Origin of the sequence: Streptomyces cavernicola, from assembly GCF_029968035.1 — a bacterium.
In the GTDB taxonomy this organism is placed as follows: Bacteria; Actinomycetota; Actinomycetes; order Streptomycetales; family Streptomycetaceae; genus Streptomyces; species Streptomyces cavernicola.
The window spans coordinates 16857-32268 of record NZ_JASCIQ010000039.1; the positions used below are offsets into that span (position 1 = coordinate 16857).

The window sequence follows — 15412 nt, forward strand, 5'->3', positions numbered from 1 at the left end:
CGGGTTACAGGTACAGCCCCGTCGAGTCCTCGGACCCCTCGAAGCGGTCCGCCGCCACGGCATGCAGGTCCCGCTCACGCATCAGCACGTACGCCACACCCCGCACCTCCACCTCGGCCCGGTCCTCCGGGTCGTAGAGGACGCGGTCGCCGGGCTCCACCGTGCGGACGTTCTGCCCGACCGCGACGACCTCGGCCCAGGCGAGCCGCCGGCCCACGGCCGCGGTCGCGGGGATGACGATGCCGCCCGTGGAGCGCCGCTCGCCCTCCGCGATGTCGGTCCGTACGAGGACGCGGTCGTGCAGCATCCGAATGGGCAGCTTGTCGTGGTGTTCCCGGCTCTTGGCGCTCACGTCCCAGAACCTACCTGCCGACGACCGCCCCGTACGCCGCCGGGTCAGCCTTTGCGGCGTCGCGCCAGAGCGATGAGCCCGACCACGCCGACCACCGCGAGCGCCGCCGGAACGATCCTCTCCATCCGCGGCGCGCCCTCGGCGTCCACGAACTGGGCCTTCACATCGCTCACCGCACGGTTGGCGGAGACGTACGCCCGTCCGAGGGTCTGATCCATCGTGCTCGCGACGCGGGCCTTGGCGTCCCCGACGATCGTCTTCGGGTGCACCCGCACCCCGATCTCGTCGAGCGTCTCGGCCAGCTGGGCGCGCCGCCGCTTGATGTCCGCCTCGATCTCAGCGGGGGTCCTGGCCTGAGCATCCGACACCGCGCGGCCTCCGTGTCATCGTGATCGGTTTCGTGATCAGTTTCGCGATCGGTTCTGTGATCGGTTTCGTCCTGGTGGACAGTCTGTCAGCTCCACGCCGAACGCACCGCACAGCACCCCCCATTACGCTCTCCCCGTACGCCCGGAAGGCCCGCACGCCCCCGGACGCACCGACACCGGCACCACCCCGCACCTCATGAGGAGACCGAAGATGAGCGAGCGCCTGCAGCCCGGCGACACCGCCCCCGCCTTCACCCTGCCCGACGCGGACGGCAACGAGATCTCGCTCGCGGACCACAAGGGCCGCAAGGTCATCGTCTACTTCTACCCGGCCGCCCTGACCCCGGGCTGCACCAAGCAGGCCTGCGACTTCACCGACAACCTCGACGTCCTCGCGGCCGCCGGCTACGACGTCATCGGCGTCTCCCCCGACAAGCCGGAGAAGCTCGCCAAGTTCCGCGAGAAGGAGAACCTCAAGGTCACGCTGGTCGGCGACCCGGACAAGAAGGTTCTCGAGGCCTACGGCGCCTTCGGCGAGAAGAAGCTGTACGGCAAGGTCGTCACCGGAGTCATCCGCTCCACGGTCGTCGTGGACGAGGAGGGCAAGGTCGAGCACGCCTTCTACAACGTGAAGGCCACCGGCCACGTCGCGAAGATCATCCGCGACCTGGGCATCTGACCCCCGCCGAGCCGAGCGAACGGCCCGCACCGGACACCCGGTGCGGGCCGTTCCGGTTTTCCTCAACTGCCGTGCCGCCACGGGCTACTGGCGCAGGGGCGGGAGGTCCGGGCGCACCCCGGTAGCATGGGCGGCGGCTCGCGGCGGTGGCGCAACGGCTGACGCAGCAGACTTAGGATCTGTGGCCCTTGATCGGGCTTGAGGGTTCGAATCCCTTCCGCCGCACCTGGAACGGCCTGCGAATCGACGCATCGGTTCGCAGGCCGTTTGCATGGCCTCAGCCGTCCTCAGCCGTCCTCAGCCCAACAGCTCCCGGACCACCGGCACCAGCGCCCGGAACGCCTTCCCGCGATGGCTGATCGCGTTCTTCTCCTCCGGGCTCAGCTCCGCGCACGTACGGCTCTCGCCGTCCGGCTGCAGGATCGGGTCGTAGCCGAAGCCGCCCGAGCCGGCCGGCTCGTACCGGAGCGTGCCGCGCAGTTGGCCCTCGACGACGCGTTCCGTGCCGTCGGGCAGGGCCAGGGCCGCCGCGCAGGCGAAGTGGGCGGCGCGGTGGGCGACGTCGATGTCGGCGAGCTGGGCGAGGAGGAGTTCGAGGTTGGCGGTGTCGTCGCCGTGGCGGCCGGCCCAGCGGGCGGAGAAGATGCCGGGGGCGCCGCCGAGCACGTCGACACAGAGGCCGGAGTCGTCGGCGACGGCGGGGAGGCCGGTCGCGCGGGCGAGGGCGTGCGCCTTGAGGAGGGCGTTCTCGGCGAAGGTGACGCCGGTTTCCTTGACGTCGGGGATGTCGGGGTAGGCGTCGGCGCCGACGAGGTCGTGCGGGAGTCCGGCCTCGGCGAGGATGGCCTTGAGCTCGGTGATCTTTCCGGCGTTGCGGGTGGCGAGGATCAGGCGTGTCATGCCGTCGATTATCGGCGCACGGGCGGGACGCACGAGGAGCGGGCGGTGGCGTACGAAGGGCGGGCGGTGGCGGGCCCGCCAGATGCCCGTCACCGCCCGCCCGTACGCGAGGCCCTGCGGAAGCCTTACGGCTTACAGGCCTTGGTGAGCTCGCCGGTGGCGTCGGTGACGCCGGAGACGTCGGGCGTCGGGTCGCCGTTCTCGATGGACTTGCGGACCTCGTCGACGGACTTGCTGAGGTCGTCGACGGCCTTGCCGACGTCGGCGTTGTCGGTCTTGTCGCCGATCTCGCCGAGGTTCTTGTCGATCTGGTCGAGGGCCTTCTCGGCCTCGAGGGGGTTGTCGGCGGCGCTCTCCACGGCCTGCTGGAGGTCGGCGGCGCTCTTCGCGATGGCGTCGGCGGTCCGTACGCAGTCGAGTGCCGTGTCCACGGCGCTGCAGCCGATGGCGAGCGGCGCCACCAGGGCCACTGCTGCAGTGGCGAGGGCTATGCGTGCGGTGCTTCGTCGGCGCGGAGCCATGAACGGTTCCTCCCTGGCTGTGCTCGGGCGGGCGGCCGGTTGCCGTCCGCCCGAGCTGGTGTCGTATCCGTAAGAACGCGTGCTGGGGCTCAGTTGGTTGCTGTGCCGGGTGTGATGGTCGCCTCCAGGGCCTTGCGCTGGAGTGCGGTGAGCTCGTCGCAGCCGGCGACGGCGAGGTCGAGCAGGGCGTTCAGCTCGTCGCGGGCGAAGGGCTCGGCCTCGGCGGTGCCCTGGACCTCCACGAAGCGGCCGTCGCCGGTGCAGACGACGTTCATGTCGGTGTCGGCCTTCACGTCCTCCTCGTAGGCGAGGTCGAGGAGGGGTACGCCGTCGACGATGCCGACGCTGACGGCGGCGACGGTGCCGGTGAGCGGAGTGGCCTTGGGCTTGATGAGCTTCTTGCCCTGGGCCCAGGTGACGGCGTCGGCGAGGGCTACGTAGGCGCCGGTGATGGCGGCGGTGCGGGTGCCGCCGTCGGCCTGGAGGACGTCGCAGTCGAGGACGATGGTGTTCTCGCCGAGGGCCTTGTAGTCGATGACGGCGCGGAGGCTGCGGCCGATCAGGCGGCTGATCTCGTGGGTGCGGCCACCGATCTTGCCGCGTACGGATTCGCGGTCGCCGCGGGTGTTGGTGGCGCGGGGAAGCATGGAGTACTCGGCGGTGACCCAGCCTTCGCCGGTGCCCTTGCGCCAGCGGGGCACGCCTTCGGTGACGGAGGCGGTGCAGAAGACCTTGGTGTCGCCGAAGGAGACGAGGACGGAGCCTTCGGCGTGCTTGCTCCAGCCGCGTTCGATGGTGACAGGGCGGAGCTGTTGCGGCGTGCGGCCGTCGAAGCGAGACATGGGGGCGAGCCTATCGCCCGGCGGGTGGGCCCTTTGCCGGGCGGCGGGCCTCGGCCGCTCGGAGGGGGTCGGCCGCTCGGAGGGCCTTAGCTGGGGGGGTGGACGGCCGAAGGCCCCGCTCCTGCCTGGCCGGTGGCGGGTGCGGGGCCTTCGGTGGTGGTGAGCCGGGGGTCAGCTCACATCATGTCTTCGATGTCGGCGGCGACGGGGTCGGCGTCGGTGCCGATGACGACCTGGATGGCGGTGCCCATCTTGACGACGCCGTGGGCGCCGGCGGCCTTGAGGGCGGCTTCGTCGACCTTGTCGGGGTCGACGACCTCGGTGCGGAGACGGGTGATGCAGCCCTCGACTTCTTCGATGTTGTCGATGCCGCCCAGCCCGGCGACGATCTTCTCAGCCTTAGTGGCCATGTCCTTCTCCCTGCTGTCACGGGCTTGTTCGGCCCACCATGGTCCGGTGTGCACCGTAACCCACGTTTGGCGCACGTTCGCGAGCGATGGCCCATTAGGTGCCGAATGATGACGGTCATCGGCGTCCGCCGGGTCTCCGGCCGGCGCTTCGCGCCTCGCACTGGTCTACACCAGTTTCGGGCGACCGCCAAACGTGGCCGGTTCAGGGAGGGATCGCATGAGCTCCGAAAGCCCCGCGGCGAGATCCAAGCCGAGCAAGAGCTGGAAGCAGATCGTCCTCGGCGGCCTGCAGAAGCTGGGGCGCAGCCTGCAACTCCCGGTCGCGGCACTGCCGGCGGCGGGCGTGCTGCTCCGGCTCGGCCAGGACGACGTGTTCGGCAAGGACGGCCTCGGCTGGAACAAGCTGGCGGCGATCTTCGCGGGCGCGGGCGGCGGCATCCTCGACAACATGGCGCTGCTGTTCTGCGTGGGCGTCGCGATCGGCTTCGCGAAGAAGTCGGACGGGTCGACGGCGTTCGCGGCGGTGGTCGCGTACATGGTCTTCAACAACGTGCTGGTCAAGGCGTTCGAGGACGACGTGACCGGGCAGGCGGTCAACCCCGGGGTGCTCGGCGGCGTCGTGGTCGGTCTGATCACGGCGAAGGTGTGGGAGAAGTACCACCGGACGCGGCTGCCCGACTGGTTGGGGTTCTTCAGCGGCCGGCGGTTCATCCCGGTCCTGATGTCGTTCGTCAGCGTGCTGCTCGCGGTGATCTTCGGGTACGGGTGGCAGCCGATCGGCGACGCGTTCAACGCGTTCGCGGAGACGCTGTCGAGCTGGGGCGCGTGGGGTTCAGGCATCTTCGGCGTGATCAACCGGGCGTTGATCCCGTTCGGGATGCACATGCTGTTGAACACGTTCGCCTGGTACCAGTTCGGCAGTTATACGAAGCCGAACGGCGAGGAGGTGCACGGTGACGTGTTCCGGTTCCTCGCGGGCGACCCGGACGCGGGCATGTTCACCACGGGCTTCTACCCGATCATGATGTTCGCGCTGCCCGCGGCCTGTCTGGCGATGGCGCACTGTGCGCGGCCCGAGCGGCGGAAGGCGACGCTCGGCATGATGATGTCGCTGGCCCTGACGTCCTTCGTGACGGGTGTGACGGAGCCGATCGAGTTCTCGTTCGTGTATCTCGCGCCCGCGCTGTACGCGATCCACGCGGTGCTGACGGGTGTGTCGATGGCGGTGACGTGGGCGCTGGGGATCCGCGAGGGGTTCACGTTCTCGGCGGGCCTGTTCGACTACGTACTGAACTGGAACCTCGCGACCAAACCGGCGCTACTCATTCCGGTCGGGCTCTGTTTCGCCGTCGTCTATTACGTGCTGTTCCGGGTCGTGATCACGAAGTTCGACCTGAAGACGCCGGGACGGGAGTCGGACGAGGAGATCGCGGAGATGGAGCGGGAGAACTACAAGTAGGCAGACAGGCGGACAGGCGGACAGGCGGACAGGCGGCGGACGAAGGGCCCGGATCGCGAGCGGCGATTCGGGCCCTTCGTCATGTATGCCCGTTCGTTATGGCCACGGGGCCCGGAACGGGTTCCTTATCTCGCGCTCACCGTGTTACAACAGGTCTACACCTCTAATTGGTGTAGACCACGCGGCCCGTGGCCGCGTCCCCTGAGCGACGCCGCCGTCCCCACATGTCCCCTGGCGGCGCCCTGCCCACTGGAGGAAGTTGTGAGCACGGCTGCCGCACCTGCGGCCGACAAGAAGAAGGGCGCGGGCCTGATGTCCGTGCTCCAGCGCATCGGCCGCAGCCTGATGCTCCCGGTCGCCGTCCTGCCGGCCGGTGCACTCCTGGTCCGCCTGGGCGCGGACGACATGCTCGGCAAGGAGTCCCTGCCGGACTTCATCAACAAGATCGCCGGTTACATGGCCGCGGGCGGCGGCGCGCTGCTCGACAACATGCCGCTGTTGTTCGCGGTGGGCATCGCGATCGGCTTCGCGAAGAAGTCCGACGGCTCCACGGCGCTCGCCGCGGTCACCGGCTACCTGGTCTTCCAGAAGGTGCTCGCCACGTTCACCGACCCGAACCTGCCGAAGGTGGAGCAGGTCGTCGACGGCAAGGTCGCCCTCGTCGAGGCTCCGGTGGACGCGAAGGTCCTCGGCGGTGTCGTGATGGGCATCGTGGTGGCGCTGCTGTACCAGAAGTTCTACCGGACCAAGCTGCCGGACTGGGCGGGCTTCTTCGGCGGCCGCCGTCTCGTCCCGATCCTGTCGGCCTTCGCGGGCCTGGTCATCGGCATCGTCTTCGGTTTCATCTGGCCGGTGCTCGGCACGGGTCTGCACAACTTCGGTGAGTGGCTGGTCGGTTCGGGCGCGGTCGGCGCGGGCATCTTCGGTGTCGCCAACCGTGCGCTGATCCCGGTCGGCATGCACCACCTGCTCAACTCCTTCCCGTGGTTCCAGGCGGGTTCGTACGAGGGCGCCGACGGCACCGTCAACGGCGACATCGCGCGCTTCCTCGCCGGTGACCCGAGCGCCGGTCAGTTCATGACGGGCTTCTTCCCGATCATGATGTTCGCCCTTCCGGCGGCCTGCCTCGCGATCACGCACTGCGCCCGTCCGGAGCGGCGCAAGGTCGTCGGCGGCATGATGTTCTCGCTCGCGCTCACCGCGTTCGTCACGGGTGTCACCGAGCCCATCGAGTTCACGTTCATGTTCATCGCGCCGGTCCTGTACGCGATCCACGCGGTGCTCACCGGTGTGTCGATGGCGCTGACCTGGGCGCTCGGCATGAAGGACGGCTTCGGCTTCTCGGCCGGCGCGGTGGACTACGTCCTCAACCTCGGCATCGCGTCCAACCCGTGGGGTCTCGCCCTGGTGGGCCTCTGCTTCGCGGTCGTCTACTACTTCGTCTTCCGGTTCGCGATCACGAAGTTCAACCTGCCGACGCCGGGGCGGGAGTCCGACGAGGAGTTGGCGGAGCTGCAGAAGGCGGAGGGCAAGTAGCGCCTCGCGTCCCGCCGTTCACGTACTGAGGGCCCGCCCCGTTGTCCACAACGGGGCGGGCCCGCTGGCGTTCTTCTCCCCCACCCCGCCCCTTCCCGAAAGACTGCCGTCGGCTACGGGGGCTCCGCCCCCGGACCCCCGCTCCTCAAACGCCGGAGGGGCTGAATTTTGCGGGCTAGCGCTGGATTCGGCCCCGGCAGGGGCTTGTCTTTTAGGGGCGCGGGGAACTGCGCGAGCAACCACGACGGCGCAGCAGCCGAAAGGCAGCCGGGGTCGGGGGCACAGCCCCGGGAAGCGGGGACCAGCTCGACGGCGCGGAAACGGGCGCCGAGGCTACAGCTCGTACACCGCCCCCGCGCGGGCCAGCTCGACCGGCCCCCCGTACACCGCACTCGCGTCCGTGACGTTGATCTGCGGATCGGTCCACGGCGGGACATGGGTGAGGACGACGCGGCCGACGCCCGCGCGGCGGGCGGTCTCGCCTGCCTCGCGGCCGTTGAGGTGCAGGTCCGGGATGTCCTCCTTGCCTGCCGTGAAGGAGGCCTCGCAGAGGAACAGGTCGGCGCCTTGGGCGAGTTCGTCCAGCGGCTCGCAGACACCCGTGTCACCGGAGTACGTGAGCGTCTTCCCGCCGTGCTCGATGCGGATCGCGTACGCCTCCACAGGGTGCGCGACCCGCTCGGTGCGCACGGAGAACGGACCGATCTCGAAGGCCGCCGACTTCAGGGTGTGGAAGTCGAACACCTCGCTCATCGCCGACGGGGACGGAGTGTCCGCGTACGCCGTGGTCAGGCGCTGTTCCGTGCCCTCGGGGCCGTACACCGGGATCGCGTCGCAGCGGCCGCCCTCGTGCCGGTAGTACCGGGCGACGAAGTAGCCGCACATGTCGATGCAGTGGTCGGCGTGCAGATGGCTGAGGAAGATCGCGTCGAGGTCGTAGAGACCGCAGTGGCGCTGCAGCTCGCCCAGGGCGCCATTGCCCATGTCGAGGAGCAGCCGGAAGCCGTCGGCCTCGACGAGGTAGCTCGAGCAGGCCGAGTCCGCGGACGGAAACGAGCCCGAGCAGCCGACGACGGTGAGCTTCATGGAGCGGGAACCTCCGTGCTGGCAGGAAGGACGGGGGTTGTGCGGTCCGTCGAGCGTAAGGCGCAAAAGCCCGCGTCACTCCTCGGTGCCGGGCTGTTGTGGGGGAACTCACCACCGTTGTCACCAGATCGGGCGGCGTGGGCCCAGTTGCCGGGTGGGGACGGCGTCGCGGGGGGCGCGGGGCGCCGGTACGGTCGGGGCATGGACACGTCGTGGTGGATCGCGCTCGCCGCTGTCGTGGCCGTTGCCCTGGTCGCCGCGGTCGCGGACGGCCTCGGGCGTGCCCGTACCCGGCCGGGTGGGCGGACCAGGCCGCCGGCCGGACCGCGTGTGCTGCCGAAGCTGCGGCCGCAGGCGCGGGAGATCTGGTGGGCGATGGTGCCGTACGAGGACGGGCCCGGCGGCAAAGACCGGCCCTGCCTGGTGCTTTCGGTGCACGGGAAGCGGGCCCTCGTCGCGAAGATCACCAGCAAGTACCACGACGAGCGGGCCGGGGTGATCCCGCTGCCGCCCGGTTCGGTCGGCGACGCGCACGGGCGGCCGAGCTTCCTGGAGACGGACGAGTTGCGGGAAGTGCCGCTGTGGGAGTTCAGGCGCCGGGTCGGGATCGTCGACCCGGCGCTCTGGGATCAGGTCAAGTACCTGGTGGACTGAGGGCCGGACGGGCTCGGGAGCGACCGAACCCGCCCGGCTCCGGCGGTCAGGCCCAGAGCTGACCGTGCAGGGCCTCGACCGCGGCGTCCGTGGACGGGGCGGTGTAGATGCCCGTCGACAGGTACTTCCAGCCGCCGTCGGCGACGACGAACGCCACGTCCGCCGACTCCCCCGCGGCCTGCGCCTTGCGGGCCACTCCGATGGCCGCGTGCAGGGCCGCGCCCGTCGAGACACCCGCGAAGATGCCCTCCTGCTGCAGGAGTTCACGGGTACGGGTCACCGCGTCCTGCGAGCCGACGGAGAACCGGGTGGTGAGCACCGCCTCGTCGTACAGCTCGGGGACGAAGCCCTCGTCGAGGTTGCGCAGGCCGTAGACCAGGTCGTCGTAGCGCGGCTCGGCGGCGACGATCTTGACGTCCGGCTTGTGCTCGCGGAGGTAGCGGCCGACGCCCATGAGGGTGCCGGTGGTGCCGAGGCCGGCCACGAAGTGCGTGATGGACGGCAGGTCGGAGAGGATCTCGGGGCCCGTCGTGGCGTAGTGGGCGCCCGCGTTGTCCGGGTTGCCGTACTGGTAGAGCATCACCCAGTCCGGGTGCTCCGCGGAGAGCTCCTTGGCGACGCGGACGGCGGTGTTGGAGCCGCCCGCGGCGGGGCTGGAGATGATCTCCGCGCCCCACATGGCGAGCAGTTCGCGGCGCTCGGACGAGGTGTTCTCGGGCATGACGCAGACGATGCGGTAGCCCTTGAGCTTGGCGGCCATCGCGAGCGAGATGCCGGTGTTGCCGCTGGTCGGCTCCAGGATCGTGCAGCCGGGCGTCAACCGGCCGTCCTTCTCGGCCTGTTCGATCATGTGGAGCGCGGGGCGGTCCTTGATCGAGCCGGTCGGGTTACGGTCCTCCAGCTTCGCCCAGATGCGGACGTCGTCGGAGGGCGAGAGCCTCGGCAGCCGTACGAGCGGGGTGTTGCCGACCGCGGCCAGCGGCGAGTCGTACCGCATATCAGGCCATACCGCCGGCTACGGCCGGGAGGATCGTGATGCTGTCGCCGTCGGTGAGCTTGGTGGTGATGCCGTCCAGGAAGCGGACGTCCTCGTCGTTCAGGTACACGTTGACGAAGCGGCGCAGCTGGCCCTCCTCCACCAGGCGGGCCTGGATACCCGCGTGGCGGGACTCCAGGTCGGTGAAGAGCGCGGCGAGGGTGTCGCCGGAGCCCTCGACGGCCTTCGCGCCGTCGGTGTACGTGCGGAGGATGGTGGGGATGCGGACCTCGATGGCCATGGCTGGGGCTCCTGTCGAAGGAAGTCAGGTCGGTGGGCGCGCGGCAGTACGCGCAAGTGCGTGGTGGTGCGCTGGGAGAGCGCCGCGGCCCGCGGCCGTGCGGCGGCAGGGTTCAGCGGGGACAGATGGCGCTGTTGAGCCTGCACAGGTCGACGTGAAGGCGCGCCACGAGCAGCATGCCCGGCGTCTTGTCGTTCACGTCGTGGGAAACCATGCGGTCATCGTATCGATTCCCGGTCCGGGCCCTGGAATGTGATCTCGGATACTGGACGATTTTTGTTCACCACTCGGACATGGGGCGGGTCGCGGCGGCCTCGGCGGACCAGTGCGTACCCCTTCGCACCCCTGTGACCACGACAGAAGCAGCCCGAGCGGGCTCAGTAGGCCTCGACGACCTTGACCTCTTCCTCGGTGACCTCGCCGTCCACGATCCGGTACGAGCGGAACTGGAAGTCGCCGAGACCGTCGGCGTCGGCCGTCGAGACCAGGACGTAGTGGGCGCCGGGCTCGTTCGCGTACGAGATGTCGGTGCGGGAGGGGTAGGCCTCGGTGGCGGTGTGCGAGTGGTAGATGACGACGGGCTCCTCGTCCCGGTCGTCCATCTCGCGGTAGAGCTTCAGCAGGTCGCCCGAGTCGAACTCGTAGAACGTGGGCGAGCGGGCCGCGTTCAGCATGGGGATGAAGCGCTCGGGCCGGCCCTCGCCGACCGGGCCGGCGACGACGCCGCACGCCTCGTCGGGGTGGTCCTCTCGCGCGTGGGCGACGATCTGGTCGTGCAGGGCCTGGGTGATGGTCAGCATGCGCATGAGGATAGGCAGATGGGCCGCGGATCCGAGATCCGCGGCCCATCTGGTGAGACGACTGCTGAGACGACTGCTGAGACGGGGACCGGGTTGCGGTCGGGCCGTCCGGCCGGTCAGGCCTTGGCGTCCTCCGGGGCGTTCCCTGCGGCCGACTTGCGGCGCTGGATGGCGAGGTAGCCGATGCCGAGGATCAGACCCCAGACCGGGGCTGCGTAGAGCGAGATCCGGGAGTCCGGGTCCAGGGCCATGAGCACGATGACCAGGCCGATGAAGGCCAGGGCGAAGGTGCTCGTGTACGGGGCGCCGGGGGCCTTGAAGCTGGACTGCGGGAGTTCGCCGCGGTCGGCCTTGCGGCGGTAGCGGAGCTGGCTGATCAGGATCATGATCCAGGCCCACATGCCGGAGATGGTGGCGAAGGAGACGACGAGCTCGAAGGCCTTGCCCGGGTCCATGTAGTTGAGCACGACGCCGAAGAGCATCAGGCCGGCCGAGACGCTGGTGCCGATGAGCGGCAGGCCCTTCTTGGACAGCTTGGTGAAGATCTTCGGGCCCTGGCCGTTGAGCGCCAGGTCGCGCAGCATGCGGCCGGTGGAGTACATGCCGGAGTTGCAGGAGGAGAGCGCGGCGGTGAGGACCACGAAGTTCACGATCGCGGCGCCGACGCCGAGGCCCATCTTCTCGAAGGCGGCGACGAACGGGCTGACGCCGGGCTGGAAGTGGGTCCAGGGCACGACCGAGAGGATCATGATCAGCGCGCCGATGTAGAAGACGGCGATGCGCCACGGCACGGTGTTGATGGCCTTGGGCAGCACGGTCTTCGGGTCCTTGGACTCGCCCGCGGTGACGCCGACCAGCTCGACGGCGAGGAAGGCGAACATGACCATCTGCAGGGTCATGAGGGTGGAGCCGATGCCGTTCGGGAAGAAGCCGCCCTGGTCCCACAGCATGGTGACGGAGGCGGTGTCGCCGGCGTCGGAGAAGCCGACGGTGAGGATGCCGGCGCAGATCAGGATCATGCCGACGATCGCGGTGACCTTGACCATCGAGAACCAGAACTCCAGCTCACCGAAGAGCTTCACGGAGATCAGGTTCGCGCCGAAGAGGATCACGGTGAATATCAGGGCGAAGACCCATTGCGGCTGATTGAGCCAGCCGTCCGCGTTCTTCGTCCAGAACTGCATGTACTGGGCCGCGGCGGTGACCTCGGTCATGCCGGTGATGACCCAGAAGAGCCAGTACGTCCAGCCCGTCACGAAGCCCGCGAACGGGCCGATGAACTCACGGGCGTACTCCGAGAAGGATCCCGAGACCGGGCGGTACATGAGGAGCTCGCCGAGCGCCCGCATGATGAAGAAGATGACCAGGCCCGCGAGTGCGTAGGCCAGGATCAGGCTCGGGCCGGCTTTGTGGATGCCCTTGCCCGCGCCGAGGAACAGGCCGGTGCCGATGGCGCCGCCGATCGCGATCATCTGGATCTGCCGGGCTCCGAGCCCGCGCTGGTAACCCTCGCCGCCCTCGGGCGACTCGCCGCCTTGCACGGCCTCATTGGGGTCGTACTGCTTGTCGACCTGCACTGAGGTCATGTTTGTGCGCCTTTCTCCATGACGATCCGTGCCGTACGTCGTACTGGCCCGGATCGGGTCCCGATCCCCCCGGATGTGGATGGAGCTGTGCCTATCGGCGTTCGGCCGACGGGGCGCCCTCGCAAGGACATGGGTGGCGTCCCGCGAGTGGTCGTGAACATTTATCACGGCCGTAACAGTGATCAACGGCCGAAAATGTGGCGCACACCACGGACATAGCTGGGCAAATCGCCCAGAGAGCGATGAAAACTGGCCACGCCGGTGACGCGATCGTTATCCGGATTTGAGTGTCCGTTGAGCGAACGGACTCCTCGGTCGGATAGGTGCTACAGGCACGTACATTCGCATACGTACGGCGGGATCGGAGCGTCGGTCCAGAGTTCGGGCGACAGGGTCCAGGAACCGGGATCCAAGGGCCAGGAGGTTCAGGGCATCAGTGTCTCGACGAGCGTCTCCTGCAGGCCGCCGAGCCAGAGGTACGCCATCACCATCGGCTTGCGCGGATCACTGTCCGGCAGGCGGTAAAGCAGGTCCGTGTCCTCCTCGGCGATGACGTCGAGGCGGGCGGCGAGCGCGAGCCGCAGGTCGTTGAGCGAGCCGAGCCACTGCCGGGACTCGTCCGCGGACAGCTTGAGCACCGCGCCGCTCTCGCCGCCGACGGTGAGCGCGTCGAGGGAGCGGACCACCGCGAGGGCGTTCTCCCGCTTGCCCGCGCGCAGGTCGTTCTCCGTGAACCGCCTGAACTCGGCGGAGTACGCCTTGAGTTGATCGTCCGGCACGGCCTCGGGGTCGCCGTACGCGTCAGGGAAGAGGCGCTGCAGGACCGGGTCGGTCGGGGGCTCGCTCGGGCCCTCGGCGAAGAGGTCGGCGAGTGGGTCGGACTCCTCGTCGGCGCCGCCGGGCCCCGGGCCGATCAGTTCGAGCAGCTGGACCGCGAGGGAGCGCAGGATGGAGATCTCGACCTCGTCGAGCGGGACGGCGGCGCCGCCGCCCGGGACCGGTTCGAACTGGCCGGCCATCAGGTGCGGTCCTGGCTCATCGTCGCCCACAGTCCGTAGCCGTGCATGGCCTGGACGTCGCGCTCCATCTCCTCGCGCGTGCCGCTGGAGACCACGGCGCGGCCCTTGTGGTGGACGTCGAGCATCAGTTTGTGCGCCTTGTCCTTGGAGTAGCCGAAGTAGCTCTGGAAGACATACGTCACGTAGCTCATGAGGTTCACGGGGTCGTTGTGAACGATCGTGACCCAGGGGACGTCGGGCTCGGTCACGGCGGAGACCTCCTCCACCGACTCGGGCTTGACCTCTACGGGAGACACATCAGGAGCCACACTCACCTGCCCCATGCTGCCACTTGGGCCCCCGCCCCGCACAAACGGCCCTGCCGGGAGAGGGTTCCGCCCTCGCGGAACGGGGCCTGCGTCACAATCGGACCCTAGAAATCGTCAAGGTGACGAAATGGGGGTAGCATCCCGGCCATGAACAGTGGGCCTATGAACTCTGCGGACCTCGGGCTGCCCGTGGACGTGCCGTCGACGGCGCTCTTCACGGACCACTACGAGCTGACCATGCTGCAGGCCGCCCTCAGGGCGGGCACGGCCGAGCGCCGCTCGGTCTTCGAGGTGTTCACGCGCAGGCTCCCCGAGGGGCGCCGGTACGGCGTCGTCGCGGGCACCGGACGCGTCCTGGACGCCGTGGAGAACTTCCGCTTCGACGACGGCGTGCTCGGCTTCCTGCGGGACCGCCGCGTCGTCGACGAGCCCACCCTGGAGTGGCTCGCCGGCTACCGCTTCCGCGGCGACATCTGGGGCTACCCGGAGGGCGAGGTGTACTTCCCCGGCTCGCCGATCCTGCGGGTCGAGGGCTCCTTCGCGGAGTGCGTGCTCCTGGAGACCGTGATCCTGTCGATCCTCAACCACGACTCGGCGATCGCCGCGGCCGCCTCCCGGATGTCGGCCGCGGCGGGCGGGCGCGGCCTGATCGAGATGGGCGCCCGCCGCACCCACGAGCTGGCCGCGGTGGCCGCGTCCCGGGCCGCGTACGTCGGCGGCTTCGAGGCCACCTCGGACCTGGCCGCAGGCTTCCGCTACGACATCCCCACCGTCGGCACCTCGGCGCACGCGTTCACGCTCCTGCACGACAGCGAGCGGGACGCCTTCACCGCCCAGGTGGACACCCTCGGCCGGGGCACGACCCTGCTCGTCGACACGTACGACGTGGCCGAGGCGGTGCGGCTCGCCGTCGAGGTGGCCGGTCCTGAGCTCGGCGCGGTCCGGATCGACTCCGGCGACCTGCTGCTCGTCGCGCACCGGGTACGGCAGCAGCTGGACGAGCTCGGCGCCACCGACACCAAGATCGTGGTCACCTCGGACCTGGACGAGTACGCCATCGCCTCGCTCGGGGCCGCGCCCGTGGACGCGTACGGCGTGGGCACGCAGCTGGTCACCGGGTCCGGACACCCGACCTGCTCGATGGTCTACAAGCTGGTGGCGCGGGCCAAGTCCGCCGATCCGAAGGCGCCGCTCGAACCGGTGGCGAAGAAGTCGATGGGCGCCAAGTCCTCACGCGGCGGCCGCAAGTGGGCCGCGCGCCGCCTGGACGAGGACGGCGTCGCCGAGGCCGAGGTCGTCGGCACCGGGCCGGTCCCCGCCGACCTGGTCGACCGGCAGCTGCTCGTCGAGCTGGTCAAGGGCGGCGAGGTGGTGGCCCGTGAACCGCTGGACGCGGTGCGCGCCCGGCACAAGGCGGCCCGCGACCTGCTGCCGCTCTCCGCCACGCAGCTCTCGCGCGGCGAGGCCGTCATCCCCACGGAGCTCGTCTCGCCGTGAGCGGGCGCGCATGAACGCACGGGGAGGGGGAATGCAACGGCCGTCCCCCTCTACCCCCCTCTGAGCATCCGAATAAGCCGAAGCCTCCGAATAATCCGAAGCATCCAGCCGAAGGACA

19 protein-coding genes and 1 tRNA gene are annotated in these 15412 nt (G+C 69.4%); 6 read left to right on the forward strand and 14 right to left on the reverse strand.

The window, feature by feature from the left end; translation table 11 throughout:
- Positions 1-4: 4 nt before the first annotated feature.
- Together QIS96_RS29655 and QIS96_RS29660 are read right to left on the reverse strand one after the other, a co-directional pair.
- On the reverse strand, positions 5-352 hold the full coding sequence (locus QIS96_RS29655) for a GroES family chaperonin (RefSeq protein WP_282545878.1): 348 nt from the start codon (positions 350-352) through the stop codon (positions 5-7).
- A 44-nt stretch (positions 353-396) separates the two neighbouring features.
- A complete protein-coding gene (locus QIS96_RS29660) occupies positions 397-720 on the reverse strand; it encodes a DUF3618 domain-containing protein (protein ID WP_282545879.1) in 324 nt (107 codons plus the stop codon).
- A gap of 211 nt (positions 721-931) precedes the next feature.
- On the opposite strand from QIS96_RS29660, the gene bcp reads away from it, so the two are divergent.
- Positions 932-1399, forward strand: coding sequence for a thioredoxin-dependent thiol peroxidase (bcp, locus tag QIS96_RS29665; protein ID WP_282545880.1), 468 nt, complete (start codon positions 932-934; stop codon positions 1397-1399).
- 140 nt (positions 1400-1539) lie between these two features.
- A tRNA-Leu gene (locus QIS96_RS29670) sits at positions 1540-1624 on the forward strand.
- 72 nt (positions 1625-1696) lie between these two features.
- On the opposite strand, the gene rdgB is transcribed toward QIS96_RS29670, so the two are convergent.
- The 4 genes from rdgB to QIS96_RS29690 form a co-directional block, all read right to left on the reverse strand.
- Positions 1697-2299, reverse strand: a complete 603-nt coding sequence (rdgB, locus tag QIS96_RS29675) for an RdgB/HAM1 family non-canonical purine NTP pyrophosphatase (RefSeq protein ID WP_282545881.1) — start codon at positions 2297-2299, stop codon at positions 1697-1699.
- 125 nt (positions 2300-2424) lie between these two features.
- Positions 2425-2820 (reverse strand): hypothetical protein, encoded by a 396-nt coding sequence (locus QIS96_RS29680; RefSeq protein ID WP_282545882.1) that lies wholly within the window; start codon positions 2818-2820, stop codon positions 2425-2427.
- Positions 2821-2909: 89 nt separating this feature from the next.
- Positions 2910-3662, reverse strand: a complete 753-nt coding sequence (gene rph / locus QIS96_RS29685) for a ribonuclease PH (protein WP_282545883.1) — start codon at positions 3660-3662, stop codon at positions 2910-2912.
- Positions 3663-3838: 176 nt separating this feature from the next.
- On the reverse strand, positions 3839-4126 hold the full coding sequence (locus QIS96_RS29690) for a PTS glucose/sucrose transporter subunit IIB (RefSeq protein WP_282545884.1): 288 nt from the start codon (positions 4124-4126) through the stop codon (positions 3839-3841).
- A gap of 163 nt (positions 4127-4289) precedes the next feature.
- Between QIS96_RS29690 and QIS96_RS29695 the strand changes: the two genes are divergently transcribed.
- Complete coding sequence (locus tag QIS96_RS29695; RefSeq protein ID WP_282545885.1) at positions 4290-5531, forward strand: PTS transporter subunit EIIC; 1242 nt, start codon at positions 4290-4292, stop codon at positions 5529-5531.
- Positions 5532-5843: 312 nt separating this feature from the next.
- Positions 5844-7067, forward strand: coding sequence for a PTS transporter subunit EIIC (locus QIS96_RS29700; protein ID WP_282545932.1), 1224 nt, complete (start codon positions 5844-5846; stop codon positions 7065-7067).
- Positions 7068-7400: 333 nt separating this feature from the next.
- On the opposite strand, the gene QIS96_RS29705 is transcribed toward QIS96_RS29700, so the two are convergent.
- Positions 7401-8153 (reverse strand): MBL fold metallo-hydrolase, encoded by a 753-nt coding sequence (locus QIS96_RS29705; protein WP_282545886.1) that lies wholly within the window; start codon positions 8151-8153, stop codon positions 7401-7403.
- Between the two features lie 201 nt (positions 8154-8354).
- On the opposite strand from QIS96_RS29705, the gene QIS96_RS29710 reads away from it, so the two are divergent.
- Positions 8355-8807, forward strand: a complete 453-nt coding sequence (locus QIS96_RS29710; protein WP_282545887.1) for a type II toxin-antitoxin system PemK/MazF family toxin — start codon at positions 8355-8357, stop codon at positions 8805-8807.
- Between the two features lie 46 nt (positions 8808-8853).
- Here QIS96_RS29710 and QIS96_RS29715 read toward each other — a convergent pair whose 3' ends face one another.
- From QIS96_RS29715 to clpS, 7 genes are all read right to left on the reverse strand, one after another.
- Entirely contained in the window at positions 8854-9804 is a 951-nt protein-coding gene (locus QIS96_RS29715; protein WP_282545888.1) for a PLP-dependent cysteine synthase family protein, read from the reverse strand.
- A gap of 1 nt (position 9805) precedes the next feature.
- On the reverse strand, positions 9806-10084 hold the full coding sequence (locus QIS96_RS29720) for a MoaD/ThiS family protein (RefSeq protein WP_282545889.1): 279 nt from the start codon (positions 10082-10084) through the stop codon (positions 9806-9808).
- Positions 10085-10196: 112 nt separating this feature from the next.
- Positions 10197-10298: a putative leader peptide gene (locus QIS96_RS37765; RefSeq protein ID WP_349017425.1), complete on the reverse strand. Its 102-nt coding sequence runs from the start codon at positions 10296-10298 to the stop codon at positions 10197-10199.
- Between the two features lie 163 nt (positions 10299-10461).
- Positions 10462-10884, reverse strand: a complete 423-nt coding sequence (locus QIS96_RS29725; RefSeq protein ID WP_282545890.1) for a M67 family metallopeptidase — start codon at positions 10882-10884, stop codon at positions 10462-10464.
- Positions 10885-11000: 116 nt separating this feature from the next.
- Positions 11001-12470 carry an amino acid permease gene (locus tag QIS96_RS29730; protein WP_282545891.1) on the reverse strand — a complete coding sequence of 490 codons (1470 nt, stop codon included), beginning with the start codon at positions 12468-12470 and terminating at the stop codon, positions 11001-11003.
- A 425-nt stretch (positions 12471-12895) separates the two neighbouring features.
- Positions 12896-13489, reverse strand: a complete 594-nt coding sequence (locus tag QIS96_RS29735) for a DUF2017 domain-containing protein (protein WP_282545892.1) — start codon at positions 13487-13489, stop codon at positions 12896-12898.
- Positions 13489-13812 carry an ATP-dependent Clp protease adapter ClpS gene (clpS, locus tag QIS96_RS29740; protein WP_282545893.1) on the reverse strand — a complete coding sequence of 108 codons (324 nt, stop codon included), beginning with the start codon at positions 13810-13812 and terminating at the stop codon, positions 13489-13491. The genes QIS96_RS29735 and clpS overlap by 1 nt, the downstream gene beginning before the upstream one ends.
- Positions 13813-13959: 147 nt before the next feature.
- Here clpS and QIS96_RS29745 point away from each other — a divergent pair, with 147 nt between their 5' ends.
- The gene (locus tag QIS96_RS29745) at positions 13960-15294 is read left to right on the forward strand and encodes a nicotinate phosphoribosyltransferase (protein WP_282545894.1); all 1335 of its coding nucleotides are present in this window, start codon (positions 13960-13962) and stop codon (positions 15292-15294) included.
- The last annotated feature ends 118 nt before the right edge of the window (positions 15295-15412 follow it).

Bases quoted from the DNA above. Each gene is read 5' to 3' on its own strand.
- bcp (WP_282545880.1), top strand. From the start codon at position 932: ATGAGCGAGCGCCTGCAGCCCGGCGACACCGCCCCCGCCTTCACCCTG.
- rdgB (WP_282545881.1), bottom strand. From the start codon at position 2,299: ATGACACGCCTGATCCTCGCCACCCGCAACGCCGGAAAGATCACCGAG.
- QIS96_RS29680 (WP_282545882.1), bottom strand. From the start codon at position 2,820: ATGGCTCCGCGCCGACGAAGCACCGCACGCATAGCCCTCGCCACTGCA.
- rph (WP_282545883.1), bottom strand. From the start codon at position 3,662: ATGTCTCGCTTCGACGGCCGCACGCCGCAACAGCTCCGCCCTGTCACC.
- QIS96_RS29695 (WP_282545885.1), top strand. From the start codon at position 4,290: ATGAGCTCCGAAAGCCCCGCGGCGAGATCCAAGCCGAGCAAGAGCTGG.
- QIS96_RS29700 (WP_282545932.1), top strand. From the start codon at position 5,844: ATGTCCGTGCTCCAGCGCATCGGCCGCAGCCTGATGCTCCCGGTCGCC.
- QIS96_RS29705 (WP_282545886.1), bottom strand. From the start codon at position 8,153: ATGAAGCTCACCGTCGTCGGCTGCTCGGGCTCGTTTCCGTCCGCGGAC.
- QIS96_RS29710 (WP_282545887.1), top strand. From the start codon at position 8,355: ATGGACACGTCGTGGTGGATCGCGCTCGCCGCTGTCGTGGCCGTTGCC.
- QIS96_RS29715 (WP_282545888.1), bottom strand. From the start codon at position 9,804: ATGCGGTACGACTCGCCGCTGGCCGCGGTCGGCAACACCCCGCTCGTA.
- QIS96_RS29720 (WP_282545889.1), bottom strand. From the start codon at position 10,084: ATGGCCATCGAGGTCCGCATCCCCACCATCCTCCGCACGTACACCGAC.
- QIS96_RS37765 (WP_349017425.1), bottom strand. From the start codon at position 10,298: ATGGTTTCCCACGACGTGAACGACAAGACGCCGGGCATGCTGCTCGTG.
- QIS96_RS29725 (WP_282545890.1), bottom strand. From the start codon at position 10,884: ATGCTGACCATCACCCAGGCCCTGCACGACCAGATCGTCGCCCACGCG.
- QIS96_RS29730 (WP_282545891.1), bottom strand. From the start codon at position 12,470: ATGACCTCAGTGCAGGTCGACAAGCAGTACGACCCCAATGAGGCCGTG.
- QIS96_RS29735 (WP_282545892.1), bottom strand. From the start codon at position 13,489: ATGGCCGGCCAGTTCGAACCGGTCCCGGGCGGCGGCGCCGCCGTCCCG.
- clpS (WP_282545893.1), bottom strand. From the start codon at position 13,812: ATGGGGCAGGTGAGTGTGGCTCCTGATGTGTCTCCCGTAGAGGTCAAG.
- QIS96_RS29745 (WP_282545894.1), top strand. From the start codon at position 13,960: ATGAACTCTGCGGACCTCGGGCTGCCCGTGGACGTGCCGTCGACGGCG.